13 protein-coding genes are annotated in these 14,171 nt (G+C 71.7%); 7 read left to right on the plus strand and 6 right to left on the minus strand.

Features of this window, described 5'->3' with window-relative positions:
• Window positions 1–7 precede the first annotated feature (7 nt).
• Together lysX and ACIOHP_RS26090 are read left to right on the plus strand one after the other, a co-directional pair.
• Window positions 8–3,280, plus strand: a complete 3,273-nt coding sequence (gene lysX / locus ACIOHP_RS26085) for a bifunctional lysylphosphatidylglycerol synthetase/lysine--tRNA ligase LysX (protein ID WP_401891378.1) — start codon at window positions 8–10, stop codon at window positions 3,278–3,280.
• A gap of 90 nt (window positions 3,281–3,370) precedes the next feature.
• Window positions 3,371–4,219: a polysaccharide deacetylase family protein gene (locus tag ACIOHP_RS26090; RefSeq protein WP_401891379.1), complete on the plus strand. Its 849-nt coding sequence runs from the start codon at window positions 3,371–3,373 to the stop codon at window positions 4,217–4,219.
• 30 nt (window positions 4,220–4,249) lie between these two features.
• Here ACIOHP_RS26090 and ACIOHP_RS26095 read toward each other — a convergent pair whose 3' ends face one another.
• Window positions 4,250–4,918, minus strand: coding sequence for a class F sortase (locus tag ACIOHP_RS26095; protein ID WP_266885131.1), 669 nt, complete (start codon window positions 4,916–4,918; stop codon window positions 4,250–4,252).
• Between the two features lie 331 nt (window positions 4,919–5,249).
• Here ACIOHP_RS26095 and ACIOHP_RS26100 point away from each other — a divergent pair, with 331 nt between their 5' ends.
• Window positions 5,250–5,762 carry a hypothetical protein gene (locus ACIOHP_RS26100; protein WP_361555666.1) on the plus strand — a complete coding sequence of 171 codons (513 nt, stop codon included), beginning with the start codon at window positions 5,250–5,252 and terminating at the stop codon, window positions 5,760–5,762.
• A 93-nt stretch (window positions 5,763–5,855) separates the two neighbouring features.
• Here ACIOHP_RS26100 and ACIOHP_RS26105 read toward each other — a convergent pair whose 3' ends face one another.
• The 3 genes from ACIOHP_RS26105 to ACIOHP_RS26115 all read right to left on the minus strand — a co-directional run bounded on the left by ACIOHP_RS26105 (window position 5,856) and on the right by ACIOHP_RS26115 (window position 7,489).
• Window positions 5,856–6,380, minus strand: coding sequence for a hypothetical protein (locus tag ACIOHP_RS26105; RefSeq protein ID WP_361555663.1), 525 nt, complete (start codon window positions 6,378–6,380; stop codon window positions 5,856–5,858).
• 199 nt (window positions 6,381–6,579) lie between these two features.
• Window positions 6,580–7,344, minus strand: a complete 765-nt coding sequence (locus ACIOHP_RS26110; protein WP_361555660.1) for a DUF4239 domain-containing protein — start codon at window positions 7,342–7,344, stop codon at window positions 6,580–6,582.
• A gap of 16 nt (window positions 7,345–7,360) precedes the next feature.
• Window positions 7,361–7,489, minus strand: coding sequence for a hypothetical protein (locus ACIOHP_RS26115; RefSeq protein WP_401891381.1), 129 nt, complete (start codon window positions 7,487–7,489; stop codon window positions 7,361–7,363).
• 268 nt (window positions 7,490–7,757) lie between these two features.
• Here ACIOHP_RS26115 and ACIOHP_RS26120 point away from each other — a divergent pair, with 268 nt between their 5' ends.
• The 4 genes from ACIOHP_RS26120 (at window position 7,758) to ACIOHP_RS26135 (ending at window position 12,447) form a co-directional block, all read left to right on the plus strand.
• On the plus strand, window positions 7,758–7,973 hold the full coding sequence (locus tag ACIOHP_RS26120) for a hypothetical protein (RefSeq protein WP_401891383.1): 216 nt from the start codon (window positions 7,758–7,760) through the stop codon (window positions 7,971–7,973).
• Between the two features lie 222 nt (window positions 7,974–8,195).
• Complete coding sequence (locus ACIOHP_RS26125) at window positions 8,196–9,191, plus strand: SCO0930 family lipoprotein (RefSeq protein WP_361555651.1); 996 nt, start codon at window positions 8,196–8,198, stop codon at window positions 9,189–9,191.
• A gap of 302 nt (window positions 9,192–9,493) precedes the next feature.
• Complete coding sequence (locus tag ACIOHP_RS26130; RefSeq protein ID WP_401891384.1) at window positions 9,494–10,315, plus strand: SAM-dependent methyltransferase; 822 nt, start codon at window positions 9,494–9,496, stop codon at window positions 10,313–10,315.
• Window positions 10,312–12,447, plus strand: coding sequence for a putative bifunctional diguanylate cyclase/phosphodiesterase (locus tag ACIOHP_RS26135; RefSeq protein ID WP_401891386.1), 2,136 nt, complete (start codon window positions 10,312–10,314; stop codon window positions 12,445–12,447). Before ACIOHP_RS26130 ends, ACIOHP_RS26135 begins: the two co-directional genes overlap by 4 nt.
• A gap of 40 nt (window positions 12,448–12,487) precedes the next feature.
• On the opposite strand, the gene ACIOHP_RS26140 is transcribed toward ACIOHP_RS26135, so the two are convergent.
• Together ACIOHP_RS26140 and ACIOHP_RS26145 are read right to left on the minus strand one after the other, a co-directional pair.
• Entirely contained in the window at window positions 12,488–13,216 is a 729-nt protein-coding gene (locus tag ACIOHP_RS26140; RefSeq protein WP_401891387.1) for a hypothetical protein, read from the minus strand.
• Window positions 13,217–13,229: 13 nt separating this feature from the next.
• Complete coding sequence (locus ACIOHP_RS26145) at window positions 13,230–14,117, minus strand: LysR substrate-binding domain-containing protein (protein WP_361555640.1); 888 nt, start codon at window positions 14,115–14,117, stop codon at window positions 13,230–13,232.
• Window positions 14,118–14,171 lie beyond the last annotated feature (54 nt).

Raw genomic sequence — 14,171 nt, forward strand, 5'->3', positions numbered from 1 at the left:
TCGGAACATGAGTGCCACCGTCGAGGCCGTACCGGCGAAGGACACCACGGGCCCGACACGACGGCCCGGCAGCGGCCTCCTCAGCAGGGTGCCGGAAGCCTTCGCGGCCTTCTTCGGCGCCCTCGGACTGCTGTGCCTGCTGCTCGCCTTCATCCCGCCGCTGCGCCGACTCCTGCGCCCCGTCGTCCGCCTCCTCGACCTGCTGATCGTCCCGGTCAGCGCCAACCTCGCCTACGCCGTCTTCCTCTTCCTGCTCGCCGGCGCCACCGCCGCCCGCAAGAAGGTCGCCTGGTGGCTGGTCGTCGTCTACCTGGGCCTGCTCGTCCTCGTCGACGCCGTGGGCGTCGCCGTCGGCCTGTACGCCGACTCCCTCCCGTCCCTCGTCGTGTGCGGACTCGCGCTGGCCCTGCTCGTCGTCGCCCGCGAGGAGTTCTACGGCGCCTCCCGCCGCGCGGCCGTCCGACGCGCGGTCCTCGTCCTGCTGGCCGGCCTCGTCCTGGGCATCCTGGCCGGCTGGGGCCTGGTCGAGCTCTTCCCCGGTACGCTGCCGCGTGGCCAGCGCCTGCTGTGGGCCGCCAACCGGGTCTGCGGCGGCCTGGTCTCCGGCCGCTCCTTCGACGGCGCACCGCCCCGCGCCCTGTTCTTCCTCCTCGGCCTGTTCGGCGCCCTCGCCCTCCTCAACGCCGCCGCCACCCTCTTCCGCTCGCAGCGCATGGAGGCGTCCCTGCACGGCGACGAGGAGGCCCGTATCAGGGCGCTGCTGAAGGCCTACGGCGAGAAGGACTCCCTCGGCTACTTCGCCACCCGGCGCGACAAGGCCGTCGTCTTCTCGCCCAGCGGCAAGGCCGCCGTCACCTACCGCGTCGAGGCCGGCGTCTGTCTCGCCAGCGGCGACCCCGTGGGCGACCGCGAGGCCTGGCCGCACGCCATCGCCGCCTGGCTCGACGCCGCCCGCCGGCACGCCTGGGCGCCCGCCGCGATGGGCGCCTCCGAGGACGGCGCCAAGGCCTACGCCCGCGCCGGACTCGGCGCCCTCCAACTCGGCGACGAGGCGATCCTGAACGTGGCCGACTTCGACCTGGGCGGCCGCGACATGCGGGTCACCCGGCAGGCCGTGAACCGGGTCCGCCGCACCGGCGCCCACTGCCGCATCCGCCGCCACGCCGCCCTCACCGACACGGAGATGGAAGAGGTCGTCGACAAGGCCGACGCCTGGCGCGACACCGAGACCGAACGCGGCTTCTCCATGGCCCTGGACCGCCTCGGCGACCCCGCCGACGGCGACTGTCTCCTCGTGGAGGCCCTCGGCGAGGACGGCGAGCTGCTCGCCCTGCTGTCCTTCGTGCCCTGGGGCACCGACGGCGTCTCCCTGGACCTGATGCGCCGTGACCGCAGCGCACCCAACGGCGTCATGGAGTTCATGGTCGCCGAACTGTGCGCCGTGGCACCCAAGTCGGGCGTTCGCCGGATCTCCCTCAACTTCGCCGTCTTCCGCTCGGTCTTCGAGGAGGGCGCCCGCATCGGAGCCGGACCGGTGCTCCGCCTCTGGCGCCGCCTGCTGCTGTTCTTCTCCAAGTGGTGGCAGCTGGAGGCCCTCTACCGCTCCAACGCCAAGTACCACCCCGAGTGGTACCCGCGCTTCATCTGCTACGGCGAGACGGGCGCCCTCGCCCGCATCGGCCTCGCCTCCGGGATCGCCGAGGGCTTCGTCTCCGTACCCTCACTGCGCAAACTCTGGGGAAAAGGGCACCCGAAGACCCAGCCGCGGCCGGCCACCACCGAGGGCCTGCCGCCGCTGTCGGCGCTCGGCCTCGACGGAGGGGACGGGGCCGGGACCGCCGGCCCGGATGCGGGCCTGCCCGAACAGGCCCGCATCCGGCACCAGAAGCTGGACCGGCTGCGCGCCCAGGGCGTCGACCCCTACCCCGTCGGCATCCCGCAGCGCACCCACACCCTCGCCGAGGTCCGCGAGGGCGAACACGTCACCGTCGCGGGCCGGGTCATGCGAGTACGGGATCTCGGCGGCATCGTCTTCGTCACCCTGCGGGACTGGTCCGGCGACCACCAACTCGCCCTGACCCGCGACCGCGGCGGCCTCGACGGCTTCCGCACCGACATCGACATCGGCGACCACATCACCGTGACGGGCACGGCCGCCGCCAGCGACAAGGGCGAACCCACCGTCTTCGTCGCCTCCTGGCAGCTCACCGGCAAGTGCCTGCGCCCGCTCCCCGACAAACGCCGCGGTCTGACCGACCCCGAGGCCAAGGTCCGCATGCGCTATCTCGACCTCGTCTCCAGCCCGGCCGCCCGCGACGTCGTCCGCGCCCGCTCCACCGCCGTACAGGCCCTGCGCCAGGGCCTGCTGAGCCGCGGCTACCTCGAGGTCGAGACCCCGATGCTCCAGCAGATCCACGGCGGCGCCAACGCCCGCCCCTTCACCACCCACATCAACGCCTACGACCTCGACCTGTATCTGCGCATCGCCCCCGAGCTGTACCTGAAACGGCTGTGCGTCGGCGGCATGGAGAAGGTCTTCGAGATGGGCCGCACCTTCCGCAACGAAGGCGTCTCCTACAAGCACAACCCCGAGTTCACGATGCTGGAGGCCTACCAGGCCTTCGCCGACTACGACGTCATGCTCGACCTCACCCGCGAACTCATCCAGGGCGCCGCCACCGCCGCTTTCGGCTCGCCGGTCGCCCGCAAGGACGGCACCGAGTACGACATCTCCGGTGAGTGGCCGGTCAAGACGGTCTACGGGGCGATCTCCGAGGCGCTGGGGGAGGAGATCGACGCCGACACGGACCTGCTGCGGCTGCACCGGCACTGCGACCGCGCGGGCGTGCCGTACACCGGCGACGACGGCCGCGGTGACATCGTCCTGGAGATGTACGAGCGGCTCGTCGAGGAGAAGACCCAGCTGCCCACCTTCTACAAGGACTTCCCGACCGACGTCTCCCCGCTCACCCGCCAGCACCGGGGGGACCCGAGGCTCGCCGAGCGCTGGGACCTCGTCGCCTTCGGCACCGAACTCGGCACCGCCTACTCCGAGCTCACCGACCCCGTCGAGCAGCGCCGCCGCCTCACCGCACAGTCCCTGCTCGCCGCCGGGGGAGACCCCGAGGCGATGGAGCTCGACGAGGACTTCCTCGACGCCCTCGAGTACGCGATGCCGCCCACCGGGGGCCTCGGCATCGGCGTCGACCGGCTCGTCATGTTCCTCACCGGCCTGACGATCCGGGAGACGCTGCCGTTCCCGCTGGTGCGCCGCCGCTGACGGTGCCGTCCTAGGCCGGGCGGGTGTTTTCCCGCCGCCGCACCGGTGTAGTCGTGGTGCGTCGGCCATGGTTGGGGCGACTGATGAGTCATGACGAAGGATCAGTTCCTCACACGGCTGCTCTCGCGACGCCGGGCCCTGCTCGCCGGCGCCGCCGCCGTCGGTGCGGCCGGCACGGCCGGACTGTTCGCGGCCGGCACCGGCGACACCCCGAAGCGGCCCGTGCTCCCCGCCGCGGGCCCCCCGGCGCGCCGCCCGCTCAAGCCGTCCGCCTATCGCCTCCAGCCCCTGACCGGCTACGGCCCGCCACGTGCCGCCCCCCGCCGCACCCTGGTGCGCCACGAGCCGCTGCTGAAGGTCTCCGGGCGCGGCCGCACCATGGTGCTGACCTTCGACGACGGGCCCGATCCCCGCTACACCCCCGACATCCTGGACACCCTGGCGGAGTACGACGTCCGCGCGATGTTCTTCGTGTGCGGCGAGATGGCGGTCGACAACAAGGACCTGCTGATCCGCATGTCCGACGAGGGTCATGCCGTCGGGAACCACACCTGGTCCCACCCCCTGCTCACCCGGCTGAGCCGGGGTCGCATCCGCTCCGAGATGGAACGCACCTGCGACGTCATCGAGGAGGCGTACGGCGAACGCCCCCAGTGGTTCCGCGCGCCCTACGGCGCCTGGAACCGTGCCGCCTTCCAGCTCGGCGCGGAACTCGGCATGGAACCCCTCGCCTGGACCGTGGACACCCTCGACTGGACCGCCCCCGCGGCCCGCACCATCGTCGGCCGGGTCGAGAACGGCGCGGCCCCCGGCGTCGTGGTGCTCTCGCACGACGCCGGGGGCGACCGCTCCCAGAGCGTCCGGGCGCTGCGCGACTATCTGCCGCAGCTCCTGGACTCCGGCTATCACATCACCGTCCCGAGACGGCATTACGCCTAGCGCCGGACGGGCCCGCCCGGTCGGGGACGCTCAGCGGACCTCGACCAGGCGGGCGAAGGTGACGACATTCCCCGCGTAACCGTTCTGCTTGGAGAAACCCCCGCCGCAGGTGATGACGCGCAATTCCGGTGTGCCCTTGGAGCCGTAGACGCGGTCGCCCGGGAAGTTGTTCTTCTCGAAGACCTCGATGCCGTAGATCTCGAACACGGCCGTCTTTCCGTCCTTGCGCTGCACCTCGACGCGATTTCCCTTCTTCAGGGCCCCGAGTCCGTAGAACACGGCGGGGCCCAGTTTGTTGTCGACATGGCCCACGAGAATGGCGGTGCCCTTCTCACCGGGAGAGACGGCGCCGGTGAACCAGCCGGCCAGATTCGGGTCCTCCGGCGGCGGCGCGCCCACCCAGCCGTCGGCGTCCAGGCCGACGGGCATGACCGGCGCGTCGACCTGGATCGCCGGGATCCTGATGCGGTCGGGCTCGGAGAACGGCTGCGGTGTCGCCGATCCGGCGAAGGTGCCGGGAACACGGCTGTCCGCCGCGGCGGCGGTCGCCGGCTGCGGCGGGCCCACATCGAACTCTCCCGAACCGTTCCGAATGAGAGCGAGGCCGGTCAGCAGAACAAGCGCTATCACGCCCCAAGGAGCGCGCTTCTTCCGCCGCTCCTCCTCCTCGGCCAGTTCGGCCAGCTCGGACGCAGACATTCGACTTCCCCTCTCGACGCGACCGTCGCCCCGTCATTCGCGCATACGAGAACGCTAAGTACCGAGAGCGGAACCGGCGACGCGACAGCAGCGAACGGGTGGCCCCGTCGCCTTGGGTGCGCCATCCGAGTTGACGACGGCAGGAATTTTCTGACGGTCCGTGACCTGCGGCAATATCCGATTGTGTGCTCATCGCTCGGCGTGTCCTCTCACCAGGACGGACCATCGCCGAAATGCGCCCGCGCGCACGGCATCTGAGGGTCGTTCTGGGAGGCGCTTTCTCGCCGATCCACCGGGGACCGTTCCCGGGGCGCCTTCCGCGGAGGATCACATGCGTACCACCCGTGCCCTGGCGGCCTCTGTCGCCGCAGTCGCCGCCCTCGGACTCGCCGCCCCCGCCGCCGTAGCGCGCGACGGGATGCCGGGCGGTTCGGGCAGCGCCGTCAGCCCGAGCAACATCGTCGCCCTGCCCAGCGTCATCGCCCGCGGCGGCCAGTTGACGATCACCGTCGACAACTGCGCCGGCGGCGGCACCGCCACCTCACCGGCGTTCACCGCCCCGGTGACCCTGACCCCCGGCAACCCGGCCAGGGGCACCGCCACCGTCAGCTCGACCGCCAACCCCGGCCTGTACTCCATCACGGTCAACTGCACCGGTGGCCGGAACCCGCTCACCAGAGACGACGCCTTCACCGTCATCGGCGGTGTCCGCGGCGGCCTCGGTGGCAGCAGCTCGAACGGGGCGACCCCGACCGACATGGCCATCGGCGGCGGGCTCGTGGCCGCGGCCGCCGTCGGCGGTGGGGTGTTCTGGATGCGCCGCCGCTCGGAGAAGCGCATCTGATCTTTCCCTTCGGAGACAGCCGCGCGCACGTGGACAGGCCGTCGCCCCGGACCCTGGGAAGGGTTCCGGGGCGACGGCCTGTCAGGGGAGCGGTCAGGTGCCGTCCTCACCGGTGCGGCGGCGCGAGAAGTGGTACGCCGCCCCGACCGAGCCCGCGATGAGCGCGGCACCCAGTCCGATCTCCTTCAGGTCGAACCCGGCGATCGTGCCACCCTCACCGGCGTGCACCCCCTGGTTGGGGTACGGGTAGGGCGTGGGGTTCGTACGGCCGGTGGCGATGGTCAGCTGCGTCGAACCGCTGACCCCGTCGCAGGAGAACGTCACCTTGTACGTGGCGCCCGGTTTGGCGTCCCAGTCGACCACCGCCGTCGCGGACGAGCGGTGGCCCGGGATCGAGATCGTGTCGAACACCCCCGAGCTGACCGTCGCGGACCCGACGCAGCCGCCCTTGTCCCGGTCCAGTTGCAGAGTGACCTGGCCGCCCGCCGCGACGGTCGAGGGCAGGACGCTGAAGCCGAACGGCGTGATGTTGTCGCCCTGCGCGACGGCGGCCGGTGCGGCGAGGGCGAGGGCACTGACGCCCAGCAGAGCGGCCGAAGCTACGCGTATCGCGCGCATGGTGAATCCTCCGGGTCCCCGAGGAGCAGCAGCGGACCTTTTCCGCTTGCGCCAGAAATGCACCTCGATGATCGGAACGCTAGGAAGGTACGCACATGTGCGCGAACGCTGTCGGGCGAATGGGGCACGGATGTGGGCCGGCCGGGGGACACCGACGGCGTGGCGGCCGTCCCCCGGCGGCTGGTGCGGTGAGGGCGCGTCAGGACCTGGCGTCGGGGAAGAGGTTCAGGAACGGCTCCGCCGACGCCGTGATGCCCCGGCTGTAGGGCGCGTCGAAGTCCCAGATCAGGAAGAGCAGGAAGGCGATCAGCGCCGAGAAGATCCCGGCGAGGATCAGCTCGCGCGCCGTACGCCGGATCTGCAGGGCCAGGACCATGCCGATGGTGACGACGGCCCCGCCGATCAGCCCGAACCACACCACGCCCGGCATCGTCGCCCCCATCGAGTTGATACGGGCGGTGCGCGCCTGGTCGGCGGCGGCCACCTGGTCGACGAGCGGCTGGTAGGCCTGGGCCTGGAAGTCCGTCCTCGGCTCGTAGTCGGTGACGTCGTGGCGGATCTGCTCGAGGAGGTCGGCGCCCCGCTGGGTGGCCTCGCCGTTGTCGGCCATCGCCTTCCACTCGGTGTTCACCACGTGTCCGACATAGGCGTTGACATCGTCGCGAATGCGGTCACGGGCGTCGGTCGGATAGACCCGCACGCGCTCCGAGATCTCGTGCAGGGCCACGGCCTCCGCCTGGACGTGGTCCTGGGCGGCGCTGCGCCCCTCCCAGACGCCCGCGATGGCCAGGCCCAGGACGATGGCGTACACCACGCCGATCCACATCGTCATGTACTCGATGACGTCCGGGGTCTCGCTGGGGTCCTCGTCCTGGGCCGCCGCCTTGTGGCGGACGACCGAGATGACGACCACCACGCCACAGGCGGCCAGCATCGCGAGGGTGAGAACAAGCCATTCCGGCAAGGGATGCCTCCAGGGATCAGCGCGGACGCAGCGCGGCGACGGCGACCAGCGCGGGCACCGTGATGAGCAGGACGAAGGTGAGCGGCGACGTGCGACCGCGGGGGGCTTGCCGGGGTGCCGGGGCTTTGTACACCGGGTAGTGCACGGGGGCCGCCGCGGGGGCCGGGGCCGGCTCGGCCGGGGGTGTGGGGGCCGGGGTCGGGCTTGGTGTGGGGGTGGGGGTCGGGGTAGGGGTGGGGGTCGGCTGTGGCCGGGGTGCCGCCGGCCGTGGGGCGGGAGAGGCCGGCTCCGGCTTCGGTGGCGGGGGCGGTGGCGGCGTGGGTGTCGGTGTCGGCGTGGGTTTCGGCTTCGGGGGTGGGGGCGGAGGAGGGGGTGGCGTCGGTGTCGGGTCGGGTGGGCAGGTCGGGGCCGGGGTGGGTGTCGGGGTGGGCGTGGGGCTCGGCGAAGGCGTCGGGCACGACGGGGGCGTCGGCCAGGTGAGGCTTCCGGCGACCGCCACCGCCTTGATTCCGTCCGGCCCGATCGAGGCGGACGCGCAGGCGTCGGCCGTCGCCGTGTTCGCCGGTACGCCGACGGCCAGCCATGTCATGGTCAGGAGCAACAACACCCGTATGGTCGGGGCGTATTGAGTCGATTCGGGTCGCTGCACGACGGAGATCATGAACCGAGAACGCTCTGCCCCGCTCCCGGGTACCGAAGGATTGCCCCGAACGAGTGAGCGGCCCGTGTCACAGGCTCCCAAAAGAAAAATGTGCCTCTGTTGAACACAACAGCCACTTCCGTCCGTACCCATGACCGTGCGGCGGCGCAAACGGGCGCTGCAACACCCGTACGAATTTGGGGAGTTGACGATGAAGACCTCCTGGCGGAGTGCATCGCTCGTGGCGAGCGCTGCGGCGGTGCTGGCGCTGACGACGGCGTGCGGCCAGGAAGCAGCCCCGTCCGCTAGCAGCCAGAACGTCGGCGCGACGGCCGCGGCCGGCGGTTACGGCAGTGCGGGCACCGGCATCGGGTCCGGCCTGGGCAACGGGAGCGCGGCTCCCTCGGCTTCCGCTTCCGCGGCGGCCCCGGCCGCTTCCGCGGGCAAGCTGGCCGTCGTCACCAATCCCGAGCTCGGCAAGGTGCTGACGGACAGCGGCGGGCTGACCCTCTACCGCTTCGACACGGACACCGCCGAGCCGCCGAAGTCCAGCTGTGACGGCGACTGCGCGAAGACCTGGCCGCCCGTGCCCGCGGACGACGCCACGGCCGGCGACGGCATCGACAAGTCGCTGCTCGGCGAGGTCACCCGCTCCGACGGCGGCAAGCAGCTGACGATCGGCGGCTGGCCGGCGTACCGCTATGTGAAGGATGTCAACGCGGGCGACGTCAACGGCCAGGGTGTGGGCGGCAAGTGGTACGCGCTGGCCGCCGACGGCAAGAAGGCCGGTGGCGGTGGTGGTGGCGGGGGCGGCGCCGAGGCGGCCGACCTGCCCGGGCTGTCCACGCGCAACGACCCGGAGCTCGGCGAGATCGTCGTCGACAAGAACGGCCACACGGTCTACCGCTTCCTGAAGGACTCGCCCTGGCCGATGAAGACGGCGTGCACCGGCGCGTGCCTGGAGAAGTGGCCGGTCATCGCACCGGTCGACGCCGAGGACACCAAGGGCATCGATCTGAAGGGGTCCGGTCCCACGGGGCAGGGCTACGTGGTCTTCGACCGGCCCGACGGACTGAAGCAGCAGACCATCGACTGTGTGCCGATCTACACCTTCGCCGGTGACAAGAAGCCCGGTGACACCAACGGTCAGGGCGTCGGCGGCACGTGGTACGCCGTGGCACCCGACGGCAAGGCGATCAAGAAGTAGGTCATCTCCCAGGGCCGAACAGCCCCACCCGTCAGAACCGAACCGCGGAAGGGAGGTCCGAGGCGACAGCGGAGTCCGGACAGCACGCACCGCGCGCGGTCCACCGGCCCGCCCCCTGCGCACCGCACGCAGGGGGCGGGCCGTTTTGCCTTGTTTCAGCGGGACTTGGGCATGCTCAACCAGGCACGTGCCGCAGGCAGTGACCGGGAACGGACGGTCAATTTCCGGTTCGGGTCGCTCCTTTGGCGGGCGATCAGTAGCCTCAGCTCGAACACCGGATCGCCTACGCCTTGGAGAGATAGATGGAGCGTCCCGCCTGGGCCCCACGGAGCATCGACATCTCGGTGCCTAGCGTTTCGCGGATCTACGACTTCTACCTGGGCGGTTCGCACAACTTCGAGGTCGACCGCGAGGCGGCCCGCAAGGCGATGGAGTTCATGCCGGGACTCCCCAAGATCATGCAGGCGAACCGGGCGTTCATGCGCCGCGCGGTGCGCTTCGCGGCGGAGCAGGGCATCACCCAGTTCCTGGACATCGGTTCGGGCATCCCGACCTTCGGCAGCGTCCACGAGGTGGCCCAGTCCGCCAGCCCCGGCGCCCGGGTCGTCTACGTCGACCACGACCCGGTGGCGGTCGCCCACAGCGAGGCCGTCCTGAGGGACAACGCGGACACGGGCGTCGTCGCCGCGGACCTCCGCAAGCCCCAGGAGATCCTCGCGAGCGCCGAAGTACAGCGACTGATCGACCTGAACCGGCCGGTGGCCCTGCTTCTCGTTGCCATACTGCACTTCGTGGAAGCCGAGGACGACCCGTACGATGCGGTGGCCGAGCTGCGTGACGCGCTCGCGCCCGGCAGTCTGCTCGTGCTCACACACGCCTCCTACGAGGGAATCCCGCTGCCGGCCGAGCGGGCCGCCGGCACGGTCGACGTGTACAAGGACATCCGCAACCCGCTGATCATGCGCTCGCGCGACGACATCGCGCGGTTCTTCGAGGGGTACGACATGGTGGAACCGGGACTGGTGCCGATGCCGCACTGGCGGCCGGAGTCGGAGACCTGGGACCCCGACGACGAGGATCCCTGGGCCTTCTCCGGTTTCGCCGGCGTGGGGCGTACCGCGTGATCGCCGAGCCGGACGGGCCGGAGGGCAGACTGCGCCGGTTCGCGACGATCTGGAGCCGGGCCGTCTTCCCGGTGACCACGACGTCCTCGACCCGGCCCGAGTTCGAGGAACAACTCCTGCCGCTGGCACGCCGGTTGAGCGAGGCGCTGCGGGCGAGGACCTACGACGCGGACGAGGGCCGGGCGCTCGGCGCCGCGCTCGTCACGGTGCACTGCACCGACCCGGAGGCGCTCAGCCGGACACTGGACTGCGTCGACGCCTACCTCGTGCTGTACTGCGGCGGCGACGGCGACCAGGAGGACCTGCGGGTGCGCGCCTCGCGGCTCCAGCACGCCATGGCCGCCGGGTTCGCCTCGGCGCTGCGCGAGCGGACCCTCGCCGAGCAGGAGGCCATCTCGGCGGCCGCGTTGACGGCGCAGGGCGTGGTGGCGCAGGCGCTGCACGCGAGCGAGGCCCGCTTCCGCGCGGTCTTCGAGGGCGCCGCCATAGGGATCGGCATGGCCGACCTGGAGGGCAACATCCTCCAGGTCAACGAGGCGCTGCTGCGCATGTTCGGTATCAACGAGCAGATGATGCGCGGCCGCAACGTCGCGGAGTGGACGCACCCCGAGGACGCGCCCCAGACGTGGACCCTCTACGACGAACTCGTCCGAGGCGAGCGCGAGCACTACCACCTGGAGAAGGCGTTCTCCCGCCCTGACGGAACGGTCCTGTGGACCAACCTGACCGTCTCCCTGCTCCGTGACGCGGACGGCAACCCGCAGTACCAGCTCGCGCTGATGGAGGACACCACCGAGCGCCGGCTGCTCAACCTCCGGCTGCGCTACGAGGCCACGCACGACGCGCTCACGGGCCTGCCGAACCGCACGTTCTTCTTCGAACGGCTGGAGAAGGCGCTGGGCGCCGGCGCGGGCCAGCGCTTCGGCCTGTGCTACCTCGACCTGGACGGCTTCAAGACCATCAACGACAGTCTCGGCCACGCGGCCGGCGACCGGCTGCTCGTCGAGGTCGCCGACCGGCTGCAGTCCTGCACGACGGCGCCCGGCGAGATGGTCGCCCGTCTGGGCGGTGACGAGTTCGTCGCGCTGACGACGGGGACCGACACCGAGCGCGAGGTCGACGAACTGGCCTCACGGATCATGCACGCGCTGCTCGCCCCGATCAGCGTCGACGGCCGTGAACTGACCGTGCGCGGCAGCATCGGCATCGTCGAGGGCCCGGCGGGGGAGCGCAGCGCGGCGGAGGTGCTGCGCAGCGCGGACATCACGATGTACCGGGCCAAGGCGTCGGGCGGCAACCGCTTCGAGCTCGCCGACGCGGAGGCGGACGCCCGCGCGATCACCCGCCACGGTCTGACCACCGCCCTGCCGACGGCCCTGGAGCGCGGCGAGTTCTTCATCGAGTACCAGCCGCTGGTGCACCTCGGCGACGGCAGCGTGCGCGGCGCGGAGGCGTTGGTGCGCTGGCTGCATCCGCAGCACGGCGTCCTGGGCCCCGACCGCTTCATCCCGCTCGCCGAACACACGGGCCTGATCGTCCCGTTGGGCCGCTGGGTCCTGGAGCAGTCGGTCCGTCAGGCCCGCGCGTGGCGAGAGCGCCACGAGGAAGCCGGCCCGCTCCGCATCAACGTCAATCTCTCGCCGTGCCAGCTCACCCACCCCGGCCTGGTGCAGGACACGGTGGACATCCTGGAGCGCGCGGGTGTGGAGCCGGACGCGCTGTGCCTGGAGGTCACCGAGTCGGCGCTGATCGGCGCGGACGACGACCTGCTGAAGCCGCTGCGCCGGCTGGCCGAGATGGGCGTCGACATCGCCCTGGACGACTTCGGCACCGGCTACTCCAACCTCGCCAACCTGCGCCGGCTCCCGGTGAGCGTCCTCAAACTGGACCGCTCCTTCACCCAGAGCATGCAGCAGTTCCCGGCGGACCCCGTCGACCTCAAGATCGTCGAGGGGATCGTCTCCCTCGCCCACAGCCTCGACCTCGCGGTCACGGTCGAGGGCGTGGAGACGGGCGCCCAGGCCGAACAGCTGCGGATACTGGGCTGCGACACGGCCCAGGGCTGGTACTACGCCCGGCCGGGGCCGCCGGAAAGGCTGCACGAGCTGGCGCTGGTGGACGCGACGGGCTGACCCGTCACGGCCGTACGGCGACGCGGGACGGGGTGAGGCGTCACAGCCCCGCGACGCCGGTCGGTCGCACCCGCGCCAACGCCTGCCACCGCGCCGCCTCCGCCGCATGCGAGCCGGTCGCGGTGGCCCGCGCGACCGGATCCGGCAGGTCCGGCGCGAGCGGGCAGCCGTCCCGGGCGAGCAGGGTCAACGGCCACACGGGGGTGCCCGGCTCCGCCCCGTCGAAGGGCCACCAGTCCCAGGGTCCGTCGAAGCGCCAGGCCCGCCCCGCGGCGTCGGCGATCTCGTCGCCGGGTTCGAGGAACGCGTAGGGGCGCAGCAGGAGTTCGAGGACGAAGGGGATGTCGTCCTCGGGGCAGAACTCCTCGCCCTGCTCGTCGAACTCCCCGGGCTCCGGGTCGCGGGCCACTCCGGCCTCCAGGACCGTCACCGACACGGTGGGGCGGGGCAGCCGTCCCGTCTCCAGGGGCGGGTCGAAGCGGTCGACCCGGATGACGTGCACCACCGTGGGAGGGATCCCGACCGTGCAGGTGTCGCCGGCGGTGAGCCGGTCCGGCGGCGGATCGGTGCGGAAGAGGGAGCGGTCGCCGGGAGCGGTGCCGAGCGGCAGGGCCACCCGCCCGTTCCAGTGGATCCCGTCGCAGTCGGGGTCCCGCCGCCACCAGGGCCAGTCCAGACAGATCTCGTCCCGGGAGACGCGCGCCACCGTGGCCGGGGTGTCCGGACAGCTCACGCGCAGCACATCGCCCGGCCGGAAACTCGGATCCAACGGCCCCTCCGTCTCAGCGTTCCAGCAACATACGCTGCAACTCCCGCGCCGCCCGAGGCGGGGCCACGTCGCTGCGGTGGGCCAGCGCGATGGTCCGGTGCAGCCCCGGCCGGGCCAGCGGGGTGACCCGTAGCCCCCGCCCCGAGCGCGCGGCCACCATCCGCGGTACGACCGCCACGCCCAGCCCCGCCCGGACGAAGCCCAGGACCGCGTCCATCTCGCCGCCCTCCACCGCGAAGTCGGGCTCGAAGCCCTCGGCGCGGCATGCGGCGACCGTCAGTTCGCGCAGGTCGTAGCCGTGCCGGAACATCACGAGGCGCTCGCCCTCCAGGTCGGCGATGCGTACGGTGCGGCGGGTGGGGCCGCCGGGTGCGGGGGCCTCCGGCGACGAGACGACGACCAGGTCCTCGCGCAGCAGTTCCACCGTCGTCAGCGCGGGGGAGGGTGTCGGCAGCGGGAGGACGACCAGGGCCAGATCGAGGGCGCCGCGCGCGAGCTCCCGTACGAGATCGTGCGAACCGCCTTCCTCGATCAGCAGCCGGATGCCGGGATAGCGGTCGTGGAAGGCGCGCAGCACGTCCGGCAGCAGACCCGTGCACAGACTCGGGGTGGCGCCCAGCCGGACCCGGCCGCTGCGGAGCTGGACCAGTTCCTGCACCTCGTGCCGGGCCGTGTCCGCGTCGGCCAGGATCCGGCGGGCCAGCGGAAGCAGCGCCTCGCCCGCGTCGGTGAGGGTGATGTTGCCCCGGGCCCGCTGGAACAGATCGGCCCCGAGCTCCCGCTCCAGCGCCTTGATCTGCTGGGAGAGGGACGGCTGCGCGACGTGGACCAGGTCGGCGGCGCGGGTGAAGTGCCGGGTCTCGGCGACCGCCACGAAGTAGTGGAGCTGCTGGAACTGCATCCTCGTACGATAGCCGTTGGCTATCGAATCAAGCCGCACCATGTCTTGGACCGA

The organism is Streptomyces sp. NPDC087859, assembly GCF_044742595.1.
GTDB lineage: Bacteria > Actinomycetota > Actinomycetes > Streptomycetales > Streptomycetaceae > Streptomyces > Streptomyces canus_F.

Excerpts from the sequence above, each read along its gene's own strand:
- lysX (WP_401891378.1), top strand. The coding sequence starts at position 8 with ATGAGTGCCACCGTCGAGGCCGTACCGGCGAAGGACACCACGGGCCCG.
- ACIOHP_RS26090 (WP_401891379.1), top strand. The coding sequence starts at position 3,371 with ATGACGAAGGATCAGTTCCTCACACGGCTGCTCTCGCGACGCCGGGCC.
- ACIOHP_RS26095 (WP_266885131.1), bottom strand. The coding sequence starts at position 4,918 with ATGTCTGCGTCCGAGCTGGCCGAACTGGCCGAGGAGGAGGAGCGGCGG.
- ACIOHP_RS26100 (WP_361555666.1), top strand. The coding sequence starts at position 5,250 with ATGCGTACCACCCGTGCCCTGGCGGCCTCTGTCGCCGCAGTCGCCGCC.
- ACIOHP_RS26105 (WP_361555663.1), bottom strand. The coding sequence starts at position 6,380 with ATGCGCGCGATACGCGTAGCTTCGGCCGCTCTGCTGGGCGTCAGTGCC.
- ACIOHP_RS26125 (WP_361555651.1), top strand. The coding sequence starts at position 8,196 with ATGAAGACCTCCTGGCGGAGTGCATCGCTCGTGGCGAGCGCTGCGGCG.
- ACIOHP_RS26130 (WP_401891384.1), top strand. The coding sequence starts at position 9,494 with ATGGAGCGTCCCGCCTGGGCCCCACGGAGCATCGACATCTCGGTGCCT.
- ACIOHP_RS26145 (WP_361555640.1), bottom strand. The coding sequence starts at position 14,117 with ATGCAGTTCCAGCAGCTCCACTACTTCGTGGCGGTCGCCGAGACCCGG.